Genomic DNA, 15,590 nt, shown 5'->3' on the forward strand with positions numbered 1-15,590 from the left:
GCGAAAGGGATGGTGCGCCGGAACGGTTTTGAGTCGCGTCGAAAGTGCATCATAAAATAGATGCAACTTCAAGGCCGGGGGGGCGTGTTTTTGAACCGAACGCGCTTGTGCTTGCGGCGGGGCGAACCCGTGCAGGTGACCTCAGGCAATATTCGTCATGGTCGCGCTAACCTCGCGCCGGCGCTTCGTCTCCCACCATCGCCGGCTGCCGATCGAGCGCGACCGCCGGTGACAGAATGATGACCAGCGCCTGCACGCCGAACACGGCCGCCGCGAGATAGAGGCACGCTTCCGCGCTCCAGACGCCGCCGACGATCGCCCCCAGTGCCGAGCCGAGCGGACGGGCGCCGTAGCTCATAATGTTGATGGCGGAGACGCGGCCAAGAAGGCGGGGCGGCGTCACGGACTGGCGCAAGGTCGTCGTCGAGATCACCCAGAGGATCGGCCCCACGCCGAGCAGGAAGAAGCTGAGGCCCGCGAGCCAGGACGAGGGGACCAGCACTGTCAGCGCCATCACCACTGCGGCGACGAAGCCGGTAACCGGGCCGAGGCCGACCACCGTGCCGAAGGCGATGCGCTTCATCACGCGCGTTGCGACCAGCGCGCCGATCACCATGCCGACCCCGTACATCGTCAGCACAATGCCGACGCCAGCCGCCGTCAAGCCGAGATGGCGCACGGCGTAGGGCACGAACACGGCAATCTGCAGGAACCAGCCGGTGTTGAAGATGAACTGGGTGATGAACACCGGCCGCAGCAGCGCATGGTGAAACACGAAAGCGGCTCCCTCGCGGATGTCCTGCAACGGATGGCGGCGCGGCACCGGCGGGCGCAAGGGCTCGTAGATGCCGGAGAGCAGCACCACGGCGATGGTCGAGAGCGCGGCGGCAAAGCCGAAGGCCGGGCTGGCGCCCCACCAGCCGACCAGCGCGCCGCCGAGCGCAGGGCCGCTGGCGAAGGCGATGGTGCGCGCCAGCTCGATCCGGGCATTCGCAGCCGGCAGCAACTCCGCGCTCACCAGCGACGGTACCAGCGCCGGCGCGGCCACGCTGTAGACGACGGTACCGCAGACAGCTGTGAAGCCGAGCAGCGCCAGAAGCGGCAAATTGAGCGCGCCGAGCGCGAGCAGGAGCACGATGGCCGCAAGGGCTGCGGCCCGTAGCGCCTCGGCGCCCGCCATCAGCGAGCGGCGAGAGATGCGGTCGGCAAGCAGGCCCGCCGGAATGGCAAAGAGGACGAACGGCAGGGTGAGGGCGGTCTGCAGCAGGCCGGTCTGGCCCTCCGCGACGCCCAGCGTGAGCACCGCGACGATGGGGGCCGCGGCCAGCGCGATCTGCTCGGCCGACTGCGCCGCGAGGTTCGACCAGGCCAGGCGGTTGAATGTGCCGGGGAGGTGGGGCGAATTTGACATGGCTCATTTCCTGCGGAGTCGAGTTCACGGCAGTATCCGCTTCCGCGGACGGCCAAACCCACCCGCTTCCCGACAGGGCAGCGAATAACGGGCGCGGCGGAACCGATGCTGCTAGATGCAGTTGCAAATTAGTTGCAATAAGGTTCGACTTCGGTATTCTCACCTCATGGATGCCCGATCGCCCGATTTGACCACCGATGCCGCCGGCTGGCGCACTGACGCTCCCACCACCAAGAGCCTGGCCGAGGTAAACGCCTCAGTCGCTGTCCCCACGGCAGGGGTGTGGTGGCGGCGGCTGCTTGCGTTCGTCGGCCCGGGCTACATGATCTCGGTCGGCTACATGGACCCCGGCAACTGGGCGACCGACCTCGCGGGCGGATCGAAGTTCGGTTACACGCTGCTCTCGGTCATTCTGCTCTCGAACTTGATGGCGATCCTGCTGCAGTCGCTGGCGGCGAGGCTCGGCATCGTCACGGATCGCGACCTCGCGCAGGCCTGCCGCGCGACCTATTCGCCGGCGGTGAATTTCCTGCTCTGGCTCGTCTGCGAAGCGGCGATCATCGCCTGCGATCTCGCCGAGGTCATCGGCACCGCGATTGCGCTCAAGCTTCTGTTCGGGATCCCCCTGATCGGCGGTGCGCTGATCGCCGCTCTCGATGCCTTCCTGCTGCTGCTGTTGATGAACCGCGGCTTCCGTTTCCTCGAAGCCTTCGTCATGGCACTGCTCGCGGTGATCGCGGTCTGCTTCGCGATCCAGATCGCGGCGGCAGCGCCACCGGTCGCGGAAGTCCTGCGCGGCTTCGCGCCGAAGGCCGAGATCTTCACCAATCCGGAGATGCTCTACATCGCGATCGGCATCATCGGTGCGACCGTGATGCCGCACAATCTCTATCTGCACTCGTCGATCGTGCAGACGCGCGCCTATGAACGTAACGACACAGGCCGGCGCGAGGCGATCAAATGGGCGACGACGGACTCGACCATCGCTCTGATGCTGGCGCTGTTCATCAACGCTGCGATCCTCGTGGTGGCGGCTGCGACCTTCCACAAGAGCGGCCATTCTGACGTTGCCGAGATTGGCCAGGCGTTCGAACTCTTGTCGCCGCTGCTCGGCCTCAGCATTGCCTCGACGCTGTTCGCGGTGGCTCTGCTTGCGTCGGGTCTCAACTCGACGGTAACGGCGACGCTCGCCGGCCAGATCGTGATGGAGGGCTTTCTCGATCTGCGCCTGCCGAGCTGGGCGCGCCGCCTGGTCACGCGCGGCATCGCCATCGTTCCGGTGATCGTCGTCACTGCAATCTACGGCGAGCGCGGCACCGCCGATCTGCTGGTGTTCAGCCAGGTCGTGCTCTCAATGCAGCTGCCCTTCGCGGTGATCCCGCTGATCCGCTTCGTCTCCGACCGCCGCAAGATGGGCAAGTTCGCGATACCGACGTCCATCGCCGCCATCGCGTGGATCGTTGCCGGGGTGATCGTGGTTTTGAACGTGAAGGTGCTGGTGGATACGCTGTTCGGGTGAGGTGGTGGGCGGCTGGCTGCCGACCGCTTTCTGCTTAAAGAAAAGGGTTGGTGATACGGAGCCCTTCCTTGAGGACTAAGCCATGCTGGAAATCCTCCGAAAGTAACGTGTCGCAACCGGCGTGAAGCGCGGAAGCCGCAATCATAGCGTCATAGATTGGGATCCCGTACCGTTCAGCCAGACGAAGTCCTGTATCGTGGATTTCGAGGGTTACTGGTTGGACGGTGAGCAAGCCTCGCAGGAGAGCCAGAAAGGAGTTCGTGTCCTTCCACGGACATTGCATTTTTCGACGGGACACATTCGCTAGCTCGTTGAGCACTTGGACGCTGATCGTGCCGCCCTGCGAAAGCGCCTGTTCAACCAGATCAGCCTTCGCGGGATCTCGCGAGAAGAGGTATATAAGGACGTTGGTGTCGAAGAAGCTACCGCTCATTCGCCTCATCCCGGTCGAACTTAAAATCGATGGGGAGCCGGCCGCGGAAAGTACGCAGCCGCTCTAACAACTCATTGCGATCTGGCTTGCGCGCGACACCGAATTGCCGCGTCCCAGCGACATGAATTTCAATCTCATCGCCTTCCTTAAGCTCGAGGGCGTCAACAACGGCTGCTGGAAGACGAACGGCGAGGCTGTTGCCCCATTTGGCTACCTGCATGATCGTCTCTCTTGTGGATATACATCAAATGATATGTGTATCCATCGCTATGTCAAGAAGAAGCCAAGCCATTCGCTCGTTCCCTCAGGGCTTGTTCAGCCCCTTTGGTATTTTGGGGTGATCGGGGTGTCACGCGACGTCGAGGCTGGTAGGGGCTGAGCGGATTTACGTCGAGGTCGACGATTTTCACGCATTGCTGGCGCTCATTGTGGCTTGAACCGGCGTGCCACTCTCCAGCGCGAACCTCGACGTTGCTCATCTCGGCGACTTTCAAGCACTTCCACTCGCCTGTGCGTGGAAGGCCTTTGCTCGAGCCGCCAGCGAATTGAAAGGCGAGCGTGTATTCCTCGCCGTTCGTGTGTCCCAATAAAGCTGGACAGATTGCACGCGGGCAACCGTGATAGAAACAGAGAACCTGGAGTCGTTCGATGATCGCTCGCGCGATCAAATCGTAGTTTTGGCTCGACAAGGATACCCTCCGTATCCCACGCACGCCTTCAGAGTTCGTCTTGAATACGATGCGAGTGGGACTCGCGTATTCTCTAATCCTGCGGCTCGGAGGCTGTATCGCCTTGTGCGTCGACGCGCAGCCAGCCTGAGGGCGCGAGGCGCTGCTGCGGCAGGAAGCGGGCCTTGTAGTCCATCTTCTTGGAGCCTTCGATCCAGTAGCCGAGATAGACGTAGGGCAGGCCCTGACGCCGTGCGCGGGCGATGTGGTCGAGGATCATGAAGGTGCCCATCGAGCGGCTGACCTGGCTCGGCTCGAAGAACGAATAGACCATCGACAGGCCGTCGCTGAGCACGTCGGTCAGCGCCACCGCGATCAGCTCCTCGCCGCGGCCGGTGATGCCGCTGTCGGGGCCGCGCTTGCGGTACTCGATGATGCGGGTCTCGACATGGCTGTCCTCGACCATCATGGCGTAATCGAGCACGGTCATGTCGGCCATGCCGCCATGGCGGTGACGCGCGTCGAGATAGGCGCGGAACACTGAATATTGTTCCGAGGTCGGCACAGCGCTGCGCTGCTCGCCGATGATATCGGCGTTGCGCGCCATCACCTTGCGGAAGCTGCGGGAAGGGCGGAACTCGTTGGCGATGACCCGGACAGAGACGCAGGCGCGACACTGGTCGCAGGCCGGCCGGTAGGCGATCGACTGGCTGCGGCGGAACCCGCCATGGGTCAGGAGGTCGTTGAGGTCGCCAGCGCGGTCACCCACGAGGTGCGTGAACACCTTGCGCTCGTGCCGGCCCGGCAAATAGGGGCAAGGGGAAGGCGCCGTGAGGTAGAATTGGGGGGGTGTCGCGCGAGTGCTGGGTCAAGGGACGTCGTGGGCCTCCGAAGTGTGCATCAGCATCGCGCTACGGAAGCCCCCGGTCAATTGGCCTGCTCGGCAGATCAGATCAGCAGTCAGCTTAGTCGATCCCAGTTAGTAGGTCGTTGATCGGTAGGTCGTTGATCAGTAAGTCCTGGCCGCCTGAGGGACAGGTGCGCGGACCGAGTTGTTGATCACGACAGTTCCCAGCACGAAATCATGCAGCAGGCGCCTGCGGCCGTTGAACAGGCCGACCAGCACCACGAAAGGCGACAGGAACGAGACCGAAACCCAGAACAGCACGGCGTGGGTGGCGCCGAGCACGAAATAGCCGGGCGCCCCGTACCAGGTGCGCAGCTCCAGATCCATCACCCTCATGCCGATCGTTGCCGACGACGGACCACCGATGCAGGCGCCGTAATAGACGATGGCCCAGATCACGGAGGCCGGCCAGGCCAGCCAGAACAGCGCCCAGCCGATGCCGAGCGTGACCACGCCGAATACGGCGATGAAGAGGTAGCCGAGGATCACCGGCACCGAAATCACGACCATGTCGATCAGAAAGGCGAACGCCCGTCGCGTCGCAACGCCGCGGAAAAGTTCCGGATGCAGATAGGGGTCGTAGGCGTGCGGCTGCGCCGCGCCGTCATTGCGCCAGGCGCCGCCTGAATTGCCCGAGTCATACGACATGGTTCGTCCTCGCAGGGGAAAACCCTCGGGCACGACATGGGAGCAGATCATCCCCGTGCCAAGGGCGCGCCGGCACCAAGAAGCGGAAATATTCCGGCGATTCGGCGGCGGAGGAGGTACCCACGACGCTGGGAGGCGGGACCACCAGCGCGGACTTCGTAGGGTGGGCAAAGGCGCGTTAGCGCCGTGCCCACCATCGCTCGCTGTCCTGCACGCTGGAGTTAGTGGGCACGCTGCGCTTTGCCCACCCTACGGATAACTTACCCCTGCGCCCTCAGCTTCTCCGCCGCCTTCGGCGCGAAATAGCTGAGCACACCATCCGCGCCGGCGCGCTTGAAGGCGAGCAAGCTCTCCATCATGGCGCGGTCGCCGTCGAGCCAGCCGTTGTTGGCGGCGGCTGCGATCATCGCGTATTCGCCGGAGACTTGGTAGGCGAAGGTCGGCATCGCAAACGTGTCCTTCACGCGGCGGACCACGTCGAGATAGGGCATGCCCGGCTTCACCATCACCATGTCGGCGCCTTCGGCGATGTCGAGCTCGACCTCGCGGAGCGCCTCGTCGGTGTTGGCGCTGTCCATCTGGTAGGTGCGCTTGTCGCCGGTCAGCGTCTTCGCCGAGCCGATGGCGTCGCGGAACGGGCCGTAGAAGGCGGAGGCATATTTGGCCGCATAGGCCATGATCTGCACGTCGAGGAGGCCGGTGCGATCGAGCCCCTCGCGGATCGCGGCGACGCGGCCGTCCATCATGTCGGAGGGCGCGATGATGTCGCAGCCGGCTTCGGCCTGCACCAGCGCTTGACGCACCAGCACGGCGACCGTCTCGTCGTTCAAGATCTTGCCGTCAACGATCAGGCCGTCATGGCCATGGCTGGTGAAGGGGTCGAGCGCGACGTCGCAGAGGATGCCGATCTCGGGAAACTCCTTCTTGATCGCGCGAACGGCCTGGCAGACGAGGTTGTTCGGGTTAGTTGCCTCCGAACCTTCCTCGTCGCGCAGGGACGGATCGGTGTAGGGAAACAGCGCGATGCAGGGGATGGTGAGCTTCATTGCACGCTCGGCCTCGCGCACGGCCTGATCGACGCTAAGGCGGTCGACGCCGGGCATCGAGGCGATCTGCTCGCGCTTGTTGTGGCCGTCGATCAGGAACAGCGGCCAGATCAGGTCATCCGTCGTGAGCACACTCTCGCGCACCATCCGCCGGGCCCATTCGGCCTTGCGGTTGCGGCGCGGCCGGACGGTCAGATCGAGGGCAGGGGAGGCTGCTGTGCCATCCCGGCGCGAAACCTCGCGCAATTCGATCGGACGTCCGTATTTGATCGCCATTACTCTTCCTCCGGCTGGAATTATTCTTATACCAGTTCGCACGGTTCCCGTCACCGCGGCTTGACCTGCCGCAAGGGATGGCAGCCGATTGATTTTGCGGGGCAAAGCAGCCAGAAGGGTGCCATGTCCGAGATCTCCACCCGCGATGCGGCCCGTGACAGCGCCGGGGACGCCGTCAGAGACAACGCCAGAGACAATGCAATGTCGGTGGCGGCGATCTCGTCGGAGCGCCACGAGTCCGACGACAGTGTCTGGACGCGCCGGCTCGTCCTGTTCCTGCGGGTGATGGCTCTGCTCTCGATCCTCAAGGGCCTCTATCACTGGGCGCAGGTCACCGGCTTCGTTGGCGGCGAGGACGAGGCGTTCGAGAACCAGTCGATGGCCTGGCAGGCCGCAACCGTCTACTTCGCCGTGATCGAGCTCGTCGCCGCGGTCGGCCTATGGCTGGCAACGCCGTGGGGCGCGGTGGTGTGGCTCACGACCGTCGTGTCGATGGCCGTGATCGAGCTGATGTTTCCCGGCATCTACGGCGGCAGCCTGATCGTGGTCGGCGTCGAGGCTTTCATGCTCGCCGCCTATCTCGCGCTCGCCTGGATGGCCGCGCGCGAACGACCGCCGTAGCGCGCAGGCGGCTCAACATACTCTCTCTCGTGCCCCGGACGCAGCGCAGCGCGCCGCGCCTGCGGCGTGATGCGCTGCAGAGCCGGGGCCCATCTCACCGCAATCTCGTTGTGGCGTCTGGGTCCCGGATCAGCGCTCCGCTTGTCCGGGACACGAGTACTTTGACTGCGCGCTTGGTTGACCGATCGTTGCGTAAAATTCGCTCTAACTTTTCGCTAACCAGCGCGTTCCGCCACAGCTGTTACGCAGCCGTTTCGAAACGGGGCGGGGCTGTTCTGGAATGCGACAATCGGGGCGGACGGAGGGTGAACAGGACCTTGCGAGGGTCAACAGACGGTTGCGAAAAGTCCTTGTGGCACAGGCTTAATACGCAATTCACTGTCTTAAATTCATGATCTCTTTATTGTCTTGTTTAAGCTGATCTTCAATCGGCCCCCTTAAGTTGCACCTATCAGGCGGGACAAAAGTTTCGTCGAATAAGTGTCGATAAAAACGACAACAGGGGAAGTGTCATGATGAAAGCCGTCGCAACTGCGGCAGATACCGCAGAGCGCGTCTCCGGCCAGCAGGGCTCGGTGCAGTCGCTCTATCTGGAAGCTTTGACTCTGGTGGAGCGGCTGCATCGCCGTCTCCTCGACGTCATCAAGGACGAGTTCGATCGCCGCGGCCGTGCGGACATCAATTCGGTGCAGGCGCTCCTGCTCTACAACATCGGCGACAAGGAGCTGACCGCAGGCGAGCTGCGCACGCGCGGTTACTATCTGGGCTCCAACGTCTCCTACAATCTGAAGAAGCTTGTCGAGCTCGGCTTCCTCGATCATCAGCGCTCGCGCGTTGATCGCCGCTCGGTGCGCATCCGCCTGACCCCGCAGGGCCAGGAAGTCCGCCGCATCGTCGACGGGCTCTACCAGAAGCACGTCAAGACGGTTGAGCAGGTCGGTGGCATCTCGGGCGAGGAATTCTCGACCCTCAACAAGTCGCTGCACCGCCTCGAGCGGTTCTGGACCGACCAGATCCTGTATCGCCTCTGAGCTCTTTCGGAGGGATCAAGGCCAAGCCGGCCCGCGACAAGACCGGCAAGCCTCCCGAACGTGCCTAACTTCCCCAAGCGCGCCGGCCCGGCTTCTGCCCGGACCGGTGCGTTTTGTCGTCTTCGCGACTGCGAAAAATTAACGGGCCGGGCGGAACCAGTTCCTCGCGCCGCAGTTGTTTCTCCGGATCGGAGGATGCGATGCTGGTCGAGCGCGGGCCTCAGGCAATGAACGTCGAACTCGTGAGCGATGCCTACGCCATCGCCGCGAATTACCTCCGTCGCTCCGGTGCAATTCCCGACTCGCTCGTCACCAACGAACGTCTGCTCGAGATCATCATCAGGCTGCTCCAAAACGGCGAGTTCAACAAGCTCAGGCTCGCCAACAAGGCAATCGCCCGGTTCGAGGCCGAGCCCGAGGCCAGAGCTGTTGCCTGATCAAATCCCCCAAAACCGGCAAGAACCCGAGGGTGCCATGGAAGCTGCCATCGACCGCATCATGCAGACCTATGATCTGCTCGCCAACCGCACGGCGGCGGCCAGCGAGGAGGCGCGGGTCAAGGTCACGAACTACCTGAACACGTTGATGGAAGCCGGCGAGAAGGACCCCCACAGGTTGACGGTCTGCGGCCTGACTTATTTGCGCCAGCTCGATGGCAGCGTCGACCCCGTCAAAGCGGGGTATACTGGGCTGTGATGGGACGCTGCTCTCGGCGGGCGGCTCCAGGCGCTGGGTTTGGGGTTGAAATCGGCCCCATTCCCGATGTTCGCGGATGAGCGGCTTCGTAGGGCCGCCCCAGCGCCCAAATCCTTCAATCCCCACCATATCTTGCATAAATATCAGGCCCGACCCGCAAATACTTGGCCGGGGGCGGGCGATGTGGTAGATCGCGCTCGCCGCTTCCGATCGCCACACCAGACCCGCCCGTAGCCCGCCAAAAGGCTGCGGCGGTGGAGATATTCGCAAGATGACCCTCGCCAAAACCGCCTCCGCGCCCGATTCGTTTTTCACCGCCTCGCTCAACCAGGCCGACCCGGAAATCGCCGCCGCCATCAAGGGCGAACTCGGCCGGCAGCGCCATGAGATCGAGCTGATCGCCTCCGAGAACATCGTCAGCCGTGCGGTGCTGGAAGCGCAGGGCTCGGTGATGACCAACAAATACGCGGAAGGCTATCCAGGCGCGCGCTACTATGGCGGTTGTGAGTGGGTCGACGTAGCCGAGAACCTCGCGATCGATCGCGCCAAGAAGCTGTTCGGTGCGAACTTCGCCAACGTGCAGCCGAACTCCGGCAGCCAGATGAACCAGGCGGTGTTCCTGGCGCTGCTGCAGCCGGGCGACACCTTCATGGGTCTCGACCTCGCGGCCGGCGGCCATCTCACGCACGGCTCGCCCGTCAACATGAGCGGCAAGTGGTTCAAGGCCGCGCACTACACCGTGCGCCGCGAGGACCAGATCATCGACATGGACGCGGTCGCCAAGCAGGCCGAAGAGGTCAAGCCGAAGCTGATCATCGCCGGCGGCTCGGCCTATTCGCGTGCCTGGGACTTCAAGCGTTTCCGCGAGATCGCTGACAGCGTCGGCGCGTATCTGCTCGTCGACATGGCGCACTTCGCAGGTCTTGTCGCCGGCGGCGTGCATGCCTCGCCCGTGCCGTATGCGCACGTCACCACGACCACGACCCACAAGTCGCTGCGCGGTCCGCGCGGCGGCCTTATCCTCAGCAATGACGAGACGCTCGCCAAGAAGCTCAACTCGGCGATCTTCCCGGGCCTGCAGGGCGGGCCGCTGATGCATGTGATCGCGGCGAAGGCGGTCGCCTTCGGCGAGGCGCTACGTCCGGACTTCAAGGTCTATGCGAAGAACATCGTCGAGAACGCCAAGGCCTTGGCCGAGACGCTGAAGGGCCATGGCTTCGACATTGTCTCCGGCGGCACCGATAACCATCTGATGCTCGTTGACCTCAGGCCGAAGGGCCTGAAGGGCAACGTCTCGGAGAAGGCGCTGGTCCGCGCCGCCATCACCTGCAACAAGAACGGTATCCCGTTCGATCCGGAAAAGCCGTTCGTCACCTCGGGCCTGCGTCTCGGCACCCCTGCGGCGACGACCCGCGGCTTCGGCGTTGCCGAGTTTCAGCAAGTGGGCGGCATGATCGCCGAGGTCCTGAACGCCATCGCGCAGTCCGACGACGGCAAGGCGCCGCTGGTGGAAGCTGCGATCAAGGAACGGGTCAAGGCGCTCACCGATCGGTTCCCGATCTACCAGTAAGGTCAAGGCAAACGGATGCGCTGCCCGAACTGCAACAGTCTCGATACGCAGGTAAAGGACTCGCGTCCGACCGAGGACTCTTCCGTTATCCGCAGGCGGCGCGTATGCGTCGCCTGCAATTTCCGCTTCACCACCTTCGAGCGCGTGCAGCTGCGCGAGCTCACAGTGATCAAGCGCAACGGCCGCCGCGTGCCGTTCGACCGCGACAAGCTGATGCGATCTGTGCAGATCAGCTTGCGCAAGCGGCAGGTCGAGCCCGAGCGGGTGGAGAAGATGGTCTCCACCATCGTGCGCGAGCTCGAGACCGGAGGCGAGGCGGAGATCTCCTCCGAGGTGATCGGCGAGACCGTGATGGAGCATCTGCGCACACTCGACGACGTCGCCTATGTGCGCTTCGCCTCGGTTTACCGCAATTTCCGCGAGGCCAAGGATTTCGCCGACGTGCTCGGCGAGCTCTCCGGTGAGGAGGAAGCGCGGCTCGCCGCGATCCGCAAATGATCTTCCGTATCCTGGAAGATCAGTTCGCGCGGAAGGCCCGCGACGCCAAGGACGCCGATCGCCGTTTCATGCAGCTTGCTCTGGCGCTCGGTAAGCGCGGGCAGGGGCGCACCTGGCCCAATCCGGCCGTCGGCGCCGTCGTCGTCAAGGATGGCGTCATCGTCGGTCGAGGCTGGACGCAGCCCGGTGGACGTCCGCATGCCGAGCCTGAAGCGCTGCGGCGCGCGGGAGAGGCGCGGGGCGCGACGCTCTATGTCACGCTGGAGCCGTGCTCGCATTTCGGCAAGTCGCCGCCTTGCGCCGACGCGGTGATTGCCGCAGGCATCAAGCGCGTGGTGACGGCGATCGAGGATCCCAATCCGGAAGTCGCGGGCCAGGGCCACGCGCGCCTGCGCGCCGCCGGCATTGTCGTCGACGTTGGCCTCTGCGCGGCGGAAGCCGCGTTCGACCACGCCGGACATTTCCGCCGTATCCGGGACCAGCGCCCGCATGTCATCCTGAAGCTCGCGGTCTCGCCCGACGGCAAGATCGGCGCCGCCGGCGGCAAGCCGCTCGCGATCACGGGGGAGGCGGCGCACAATCGCGTGCATCTGCTCCGCGCGCAGAGCGATGCGATCCTGGTCGGTATCGGCACGGTGCTGGCGGACGATCCTCAGCTCAACTGCCGCCTGCCGGGCATGGCGGCGCGCTCGCCGGTGCGCGTTGTGCTCGACCAGAGCCTGCGCATTCCCGCATCGAGCCAGCTGGTGCGCTCCGCGCGAGAGACGCCGCTTTGGGTGTTCGGCTCGAGGCTTGCGGAAGCAGCCGCCGCGACCCGCCTCGGCGCTGCCGGCGTGCAAATCATGCGAATGCCACCGGGCCGCGCCTCCGGGCTCGATCTTCCGGCCGTGCTGCATGCGTTGGCCGAGAAAGGCATCACGCGGCTGATGGTCGAGGGCGGCAGCCGGGTTGCTGCATCATTCGTGGCGGCCGACCTCGTCGACGAGATCTGGCTGTTCCGCGGAGCGGAAGCGGTCGGCGCCGCTGGGGTGGATGCGCTCGATGCAATGCCCCTGTCGAAAATCACGCAGTCGCAGGCCTACAAGGTTCATGCTAGCGAGACATTCGAAAAGGATACTCTCACCATCTACGAGCGCTCGTAATGTTCACCGGCATTGTCACCGATATCGGCGAGATCGTCAGCTTCACGCCAACGGCGCAGGGACAGCTGCACCGTCTGCGCATCGCCTGCCGCTACGATCGCGCCACCATCGCCGACGGCGCCTCGATCGCCTGCAACGGCGTCTGCCTGACGGTGGTCGCTTCCGGCGTCGAAGGCAGCAAAACCTGGTTTGACGTCGATGCTGCAGCCGAGACGCTGGCGCTGACGACCGCAAAACACTGGAAGGTGGGCACGAGGCTCAATCTCGAGCGCGCGCTCAAGATCGGTGACGAGCTCGGCGGCCATATCGTCGCCGGCCATGCCGATGGCATCGCGACCATCGTCAGCCGCGAGGACTTGCCCGACATGGCGCGGTTCGAGCTCAGCACCACGCGCGAGCTGGCGCGGTTCATCGCCACCAAGGGCTCGATCACGCTCGACGGCGTCTCGCTGACGATCAATACGGTCAAGGACGTGAGCTTTTCGGTGCTGATCATCCCGCACACGCTGACAGTCACAACGATCGGTGGTTGGAAGGCGGGCGCCGAGGTCAATATCGAGGTCGACCTGATGGCCCGCTACGCAGCGCGGCTGACGGAAATGAAGTGACCGGCGCAGCCGGTCATTCCGGGATGGTCCGAGGGACCAGACCCGGAATCTCGAGATTCCGGGGTCGTTTCGCGCCCCGGAACGACAGTTTAAAACTTGGCTTACCCGCCTGCGGCGACTACATAACGCGCCGACCTCTAGAACGGATTTAGACGATGGCAGACGCGCGGCGCGCACCCCTGAAGGACCAGACCGACATCTCCGGCGCGCGTGCGCTGATTGTCGAGGCGCGGTTCTATGACGATCTCCAGGACGCGCTTCTGGACGGCGCGGTGGCCGAGCTGAAGGCCGCCGGCCTGATGCATGACGTGATCACGGTTCCCGGCGCGTTGGAGATCCCGGCGGCGGTGACCATCGCGGTCGACGCCGCGGCCGCCAATGGCAAGCCCTACGACGCGGTGATCGCGCTCGGCTGCGTGATCCGCGGCGACACCATCCATTTCGAGATCGTCTCGCAGGAATCCTCGCGCGCGCTGATGGACCTTGCGGTGGCGCGAAAGCTGCCGCTCGGCAACGGCATCCTCACCGTCAATACCGAGGCACAGGCCTGGGCGCGTGCGCGCGCCAGCGAGCTCAACAAGGGCGGCGATGCCGCGCGGGCAGCACTTGCGATGCTGCGCATCAAACGCCGCCTGGCGCGGGTCTGAGCCATGGCTGACACCACCAGGAAACCGGCAGGTGCTCCGGAGAGGAAGGCGAACCGGCGCGGTGCGGCACGGCTCGCGGCCGTGCAGGCGCTGTACCAGATGGACATTGCGGGTGCCGGCATCAACGACATCTTCGCCGAGTTCGAGAGCCACTGGCTCGGCAACGAGGTCGAGGGCGACACATATCTGCCGGCGGAAGCCGCGTTCTTCCGCGACGTCGTCTCCGGCGTCGTGCGCGACCAGAAGAAGCTCGACCCCTTGATCGACGAGGCGCTGTCCAAGGGCTGGCCGCTGAAGCGGATCGAGGCGATCCTGCGCGCGGTGCTGCGCGCAGGGGCCTACGAGCTCCAGCATCGCAAGGACGTTCCCGGCCGCGTCGTCGTGTCCGAATATGTCGACGTCGCCAACGCCTTCGTCGACCGCGAGGAAACCGGCATGGTCAACGCGGTGCTCGACCAGATCGGCCGCCAGTTTCGCGGCGACGAGTTCGGGCGGGGGTAGTTGGATTCAAGGGGCCGTCGATTGAAGCAATACGCCAGCCCCATATTCATCCGTCATGCCCCGCCACCGGGTCTCGCCTTCGGCGAGCCCGATGACAGGCTCCGGCGGGGCATCCAGTACGCCGCGGCCTATCGATCTCATACGACCGTCTCTGGAATACTGGATCGCCCGGTCAAGCCGGGCGATGACAGTGGAGAGTGGGGTTAGGCCAGTGGCAAATACGCAAAATCCCTCCGCCGAAGACTCCCTCATCGCGCGCTATTTCAAGCCGCTAGCGACTGATCCCGGGGCGTTCGGCCTGGTCGACGATGCCGCGATTCTGAAATCTGCCGGTGAAGACATCGTCGTCACCACGGACGCCGTTGTCGAAGGCGTGCACTATCTTGCAGATGATCCGCCCGGCACCATCGCGCGCAAGGCGCTGCGGGTAAATCTGTCCGATCTCGCGGCCAAGGGCGCCACTCCGGCCGGCTTCGTGCTGACGCTGGCGCTGCGCGGCGCCGACGATGCATGGCTGCGCCCCTTTGCGGATGCGCTTGGCGAGGATGCCAGCGCCTTCGCATGCCCGTTGCTCGGCGGCGACACTGTCTCGACGCCCGGTCCGCAGATGATCTCGATCACGGCGTTCGGCCGGGCGCCCTCGGGGCGCATGGTCGGGCGTACCGGGGCCAGGCCCGGCGATCGTGTCATGGTGACCGGGACGATCGGCGACGCCGCGCTCGGTCTCGACATTCTCAAAGGCGGCAACGTCAAGCAGGCGCTCGATCCCTCGTCCTGCGAGATGCTGGTCCGGCGCTACCACATTCCGCAGCCGCGCAACGCGCTGGCACTGGGAGTGCGCGAGCATGCCAGCGCCGCGATGGACGTGTCCGACGGGCTCGCGGGCGATCTCGCAAAGCTTTGCGCGGCCTCCGGGGTCTCGGCGGTCATTGAAGCCGCGAGTGTGCCGCTGTCCGGTCCGGCGGCTGGGCTGGTCGCGCGCGGAGCCGTTGGGATCGAATCGCTCGTGGCGGGAGGCGATGATTACGAGGTCCTGTGTGCCGTTCCGGTAGGCCGAGCCGAAGCCTTCATGGCGGCGGGACGGGCGGCGGGCGTGGCGATCACGGCGATCGGATCTATCGTGCAAGGGCCGACGCCGCCCCGCTTTGTCGACGGCCAGGGCAGGGAGCTGGTCCTCAAGCGCCTGTCGTACAGCCACTTCTGAATTCAAGTCCGCCTCGAACCCGATCTGTCCTCTGGCTGTTCCCGGTCGCCGGTTACTATTGGCGATCGCAACCCCGGCGACAGCAAACAGATGTATCAGCGCCATAGCAAAAGCAGCTAATGGATGTGATTCGGATGACGGCGGCCGTTTCGAGCTTGAGCGAG

Annotated in this window: 18 protein-coding genes and 1 pseudogene; 12 read left to right on the plus strand and 7 right to left on the minus strand. The window is 64.5% G+C overall.

Annotated features, from left to right (window positions below; translation table 11 throughout):
* Positions 1 to 166: 166 nt before the first annotated feature.
* On the minus strand, positions 167 to 1,411 hold the full coding sequence (locus tag AC630_RS10275; RefSeq protein ID WP_074118430.1) for an MFS transporter: 1,245 nt from the start codon (positions 1,409 to 1,411) through the stop codon (positions 167 to 169).
* A 166-nt stretch (positions 1,412 to 1,577) separates the two neighbouring features.
* Between AC630_RS10275 and AC630_RS10280 the strand changes: the two genes are divergently transcribed.
* Positions 1,578 to 2,930 carry an Nramp family divalent metal transporter gene (locus AC630_RS10280; RefSeq protein WP_074118431.1) on the plus strand — a complete coding sequence of 451 codons (1,353 nt, stop codon included), beginning with the start codon at positions 1,578 to 1,580 and terminating at the stop codon, positions 2,928 to 2,930.
* Positions 2,931 to 2,964: 34 nt separating this feature from the next.
* On the opposite strand, the gene AC630_RS10285 is transcribed toward AC630_RS10280, so the two are convergent.
* The 6 genes and pseudogenes from AC630_RS10285 to hemB form a co-directional block, all read right to left on the minus strand.
* A complete protein-coding gene (locus AC630_RS10285) occupies positions 2,965 to 3,363 on the minus strand; it encodes a PIN domain-containing protein (RefSeq protein ID WP_074118432.1) in 399 nt (132 codons plus the stop codon).
* Complete coding sequence (locus AC630_RS10290; protein ID WP_074118433.1) at positions 3,353 to 3,583, minus strand: AbrB/MazE/SpoVT family DNA-binding domain-containing protein; 231 nt, start codon at positions 3,581 to 3,583, stop codon at positions 3,353 to 3,355. The genes AC630_RS10285 and AC630_RS10290 overlap by 11 nt, the downstream gene beginning before the upstream one ends.
* A 52-nt stretch (positions 3,584 to 3,635) precedes the next feature.
* Entirely contained in the window at positions 3,636 to 4,052 is a 417-nt protein-coding gene (locus AC630_RS10295) for a hypothetical protein (protein ID WP_074118434.1), read from the minus strand.
* A 73-nt stretch (positions 4,053 to 4,125) separates the two neighbouring features.
* A pseudogene (locus AC630_RS10300) lies at positions 4,126 to 4,903 on the minus strand (arginyltransferase).
* Between the two features lie 137 nt (positions 4,904 to 5,040).
* Positions 5,041 to 5,586: an RDD family protein gene (locus AC630_RS10305; protein ID WP_074118435.1), complete on the minus strand. Its 546-nt coding sequence runs from the start codon at positions 5,584 to 5,586 to the stop codon at positions 5,041 to 5,043.
* A 260-nt stretch (positions 5,587 to 5,846) separates the two neighbouring features.
* Positions 5,847 to 6,908: a porphobilinogen synthase gene (gene hemB, locus AC630_RS10310; RefSeq protein ID WP_074118436.1), complete on the minus strand. Its 1,062-nt coding sequence runs from the start codon at positions 6,906 to 6,908 to the stop codon at positions 5,847 to 5,849.
* Positions 6,909 to 7,031: 123 nt separating this feature from the next.
* On the opposite strand from hemB, the gene AC630_RS10315 reads away from it, so the two are divergent.
* The 11 genes from AC630_RS10315 to thiL all read left to right on the plus strand — a co-directional run bounded on the left by AC630_RS10315 (position 7,032) and on the right by thiL (position 15,426).
* Positions 7,032 to 7,529 (plus strand): DUF6163 family protein, encoded by a 498-nt coding sequence (locus AC630_RS10315; protein ID WP_074118437.1) that lies wholly within the window; start codon positions 7,032 to 7,034, stop codon positions 7,527 to 7,529.
* Positions 7,530 to 8,041: 512 nt separating this feature from the next.
* Positions 8,042 to 8,560 carry a transcriptional regulator LdtR gene (ldtR, locus tag AC630_RS10320; RefSeq protein ID WP_074118438.1) on the plus strand — a complete coding sequence of 173 codons (519 nt, stop codon included), beginning with the start codon at positions 8,042 to 8,044 and terminating at the stop codon, positions 8,558 to 8,560.
* A 200-nt stretch (positions 8,561 to 8,760) separates the two neighbouring features.
* The gene (locus AC630_RS10325; RefSeq protein WP_074118439.1) at positions 8,761 to 8,997 is read left to right on the plus strand and encodes a hypothetical protein; all 237 of its coding nucleotides are present in this window, start codon (positions 8,761 to 8,763) and stop codon (positions 8,995 to 8,997) included.
* Positions 8,998 to 9,034: 37 nt separating this feature from the next.
* Positions 9,035 to 9,256 (plus strand): hypothetical protein, encoded by a 222-nt coding sequence (locus AC630_RS10330; protein ID WP_074118440.1) that lies wholly within the window; start codon positions 9,035 to 9,037, stop codon positions 9,254 to 9,256.
* A 271-nt stretch (positions 9,257 to 9,527) separates the two neighbouring features.
* A complete protein-coding gene (gene glyA / locus AC630_RS10335) occupies positions 9,528 to 10,826 on the plus strand; it encodes a serine hydroxymethyltransferase (protein WP_074118441.1) in 1,299 nt (432 codons plus the stop codon).
* Between the two features lie 15 nt (positions 10,827 to 10,841).
* Positions 10,842 to 11,324 (plus strand): transcriptional regulator NrdR, encoded by a 483-nt coding sequence (nrdR, locus tag AC630_RS10340; protein ID WP_011087793.1) that lies wholly within the window; start codon positions 10,842 to 10,844, stop codon positions 11,322 to 11,324.
* Complete coding sequence (ribD, locus tag AC630_RS10345) at positions 11,321 to 12,466, plus strand: bifunctional diaminohydroxyphosphoribosylaminopyrimidine deaminase/5-amino-6-(5-phosphoribosylamino)uracil reductase RibD (RefSeq protein WP_074118442.1); 1,146 nt, start codon at positions 11,321 to 11,323, stop codon at positions 12,464 to 12,466. The genes nrdR and ribD overlap by 4 nt, the downstream gene beginning before the upstream one ends.
* A complete protein-coding gene (locus tag AC630_RS10350; RefSeq protein WP_074118443.1) occupies positions 12,466 to 13,074 on the plus strand; it encodes a riboflavin synthase in 609 nt (202 codons plus the stop codon). The genes ribD and AC630_RS10350 overlap by 1 nt, the downstream gene beginning before the upstream one ends.
* A 155-nt stretch (positions 13,075 to 13,229) precedes the next feature.
* On the plus strand, positions 13,230 to 13,721 hold the full coding sequence (ribH, locus tag AC630_RS10355; RefSeq protein WP_074118444.1) for a 6,7-dimethyl-8-ribityllumazine synthase: 492 nt from the start codon (positions 13,230 to 13,232) through the stop codon (positions 13,719 to 13,721).
* A gap of 3 nt (positions 13,722 to 13,724) precedes the next feature.
* Complete coding sequence (nusB, locus tag AC630_RS10360) at positions 13,725 to 14,222, plus strand: transcription antitermination factor NusB (RefSeq protein WP_074118445.1); 498 nt, start codon at positions 13,725 to 13,727, stop codon at positions 14,220 to 14,222.
* Positions 14,223 to 14,406: 184 nt separating this feature from the next.
* Positions 14,407 to 15,426, plus strand: coding sequence for a thiamine-phosphate kinase (gene thiL, locus AC630_RS10370; RefSeq protein ID WP_143197947.1), 1,020 nt, complete (start codon positions 14,407 to 14,409; stop codon positions 15,424 to 15,426).
* Positions 15,427 to 15,590: the final 164 nt, after the last annotated feature.

Source organism: Bradyrhizobium sp. AS23.2 (assembly GCF_001908185.1).
Classification (GTDB): domain Bacteria; phylum Pseudomonadota; class Alphaproteobacteria; order Rhizobiales; family Xanthobacteraceae; genus Bradyrhizobium.

Bases quoted from the DNA above. Each gene is read 5' to 3' on its own strand.
- AC630_RS10350 (WP_074118443.1), top strand. From the start codon at position 12,466: ATGTTCACCGGCATTGTCACCGATATCGGCGAGATCGTCAGCTTCACG.
- glyA (WP_074118441.1), top strand. From the start codon at position 9,528: ATGACCCTCGCCAAAACCGCCTCCGCGCCCGATTCGTTTTTCACCGCC.
- AC630_RS10290 (WP_074118433.1), bottom strand. From the start codon at position 3,583: ATGCAGGTAGCCAAATGGGGCAACAGCCTCGCCGTTCGTCTTCCAGCA.
- AC630_RS10325 (WP_074118439.1), top strand. From the start codon at position 8,761: ATGCTGGTCGAGCGCGGGCCTCAGGCAATGAACGTCGAACTCGTGAGC.
- nrdR (WP_011087793.1), top strand. From the start codon at position 10,842: ATGCGCTGCCCGAACTGCAACAGTCTCGATACGCAGGTAAAGGACTCG.
- AC630_RS10305 (WP_074118435.1), bottom strand. From the start codon at position 5,586: ATGTCGTATGACTCGGGCAATTCAGGCGGCGCCTGGCGCAATGACGGC.
- hemB (WP_074118436.1), bottom strand. From the start codon at position 6,908: ATGGCGATCAAATACGGACGTCCGATCGAATTGCGCGAGGTTTCGCGC.
- ldtR (WP_074118438.1), top strand. From the start codon at position 8,042: ATGATGAAAGCCGTCGCAACTGCGGCAGATACCGCAGAGCGCGTCTCC.
- AC630_RS10330 (WP_074118440.1), top strand. From the start codon at position 9,035: ATGGAAGCTGCCATCGACCGCATCATGCAGACCTATGATCTGCTCGCC.
- AC630_RS10285 (WP_074118432.1), bottom strand. From the start codon at position 3,363: ATGAGCGGTAGCTTCTTCGACACCAACGTCCTTATATACCTCTTCTCG.
- AC630_RS10280 (WP_074118431.1), top strand. From the start codon at position 1,578: ATGGATGCCCGATCGCCCGATTTGACCACCGATGCCGCCGGCTGGCGC.
- ribD (WP_074118442.1), top strand. From the start codon at position 11,321: ATGATCTTCCGTATCCTGGAAGATCAGTTCGCGCGGAAGGCCCGCGAC.
- AC630_RS10275 (WP_074118430.1), bottom strand. From the start codon at position 1,411: ATGTCAAATTCGCCCCACCTCCCCGGCACATTCAACCGCCTGGCCTGG.
- nusB (WP_074118445.1), top strand. From the start codon at position 13,725: ATGGCTGACACCACCAGGAAACCGGCAGGTGCTCCGGAGAGGAAGGCG.
- thiL (WP_143197947.1), top strand. From the start codon at position 14,407: ATGACAGTGGAGAGTGGGGTTAGGCCAGTGGCAAATACGCAAAATCCC.
- AC630_RS10315 (WP_074118437.1), top strand. From the start codon at position 7,032: ATGTCCGAGATCTCCACCCGCGATGCGGCCCGTGACAGCGCCGGGGAC.
- ribH (WP_074118444.1), top strand. From the start codon at position 13,230: ATGGCAGACGCGCGGCGCGCACCCCTGAAGGACCAGACCGACATCTCC.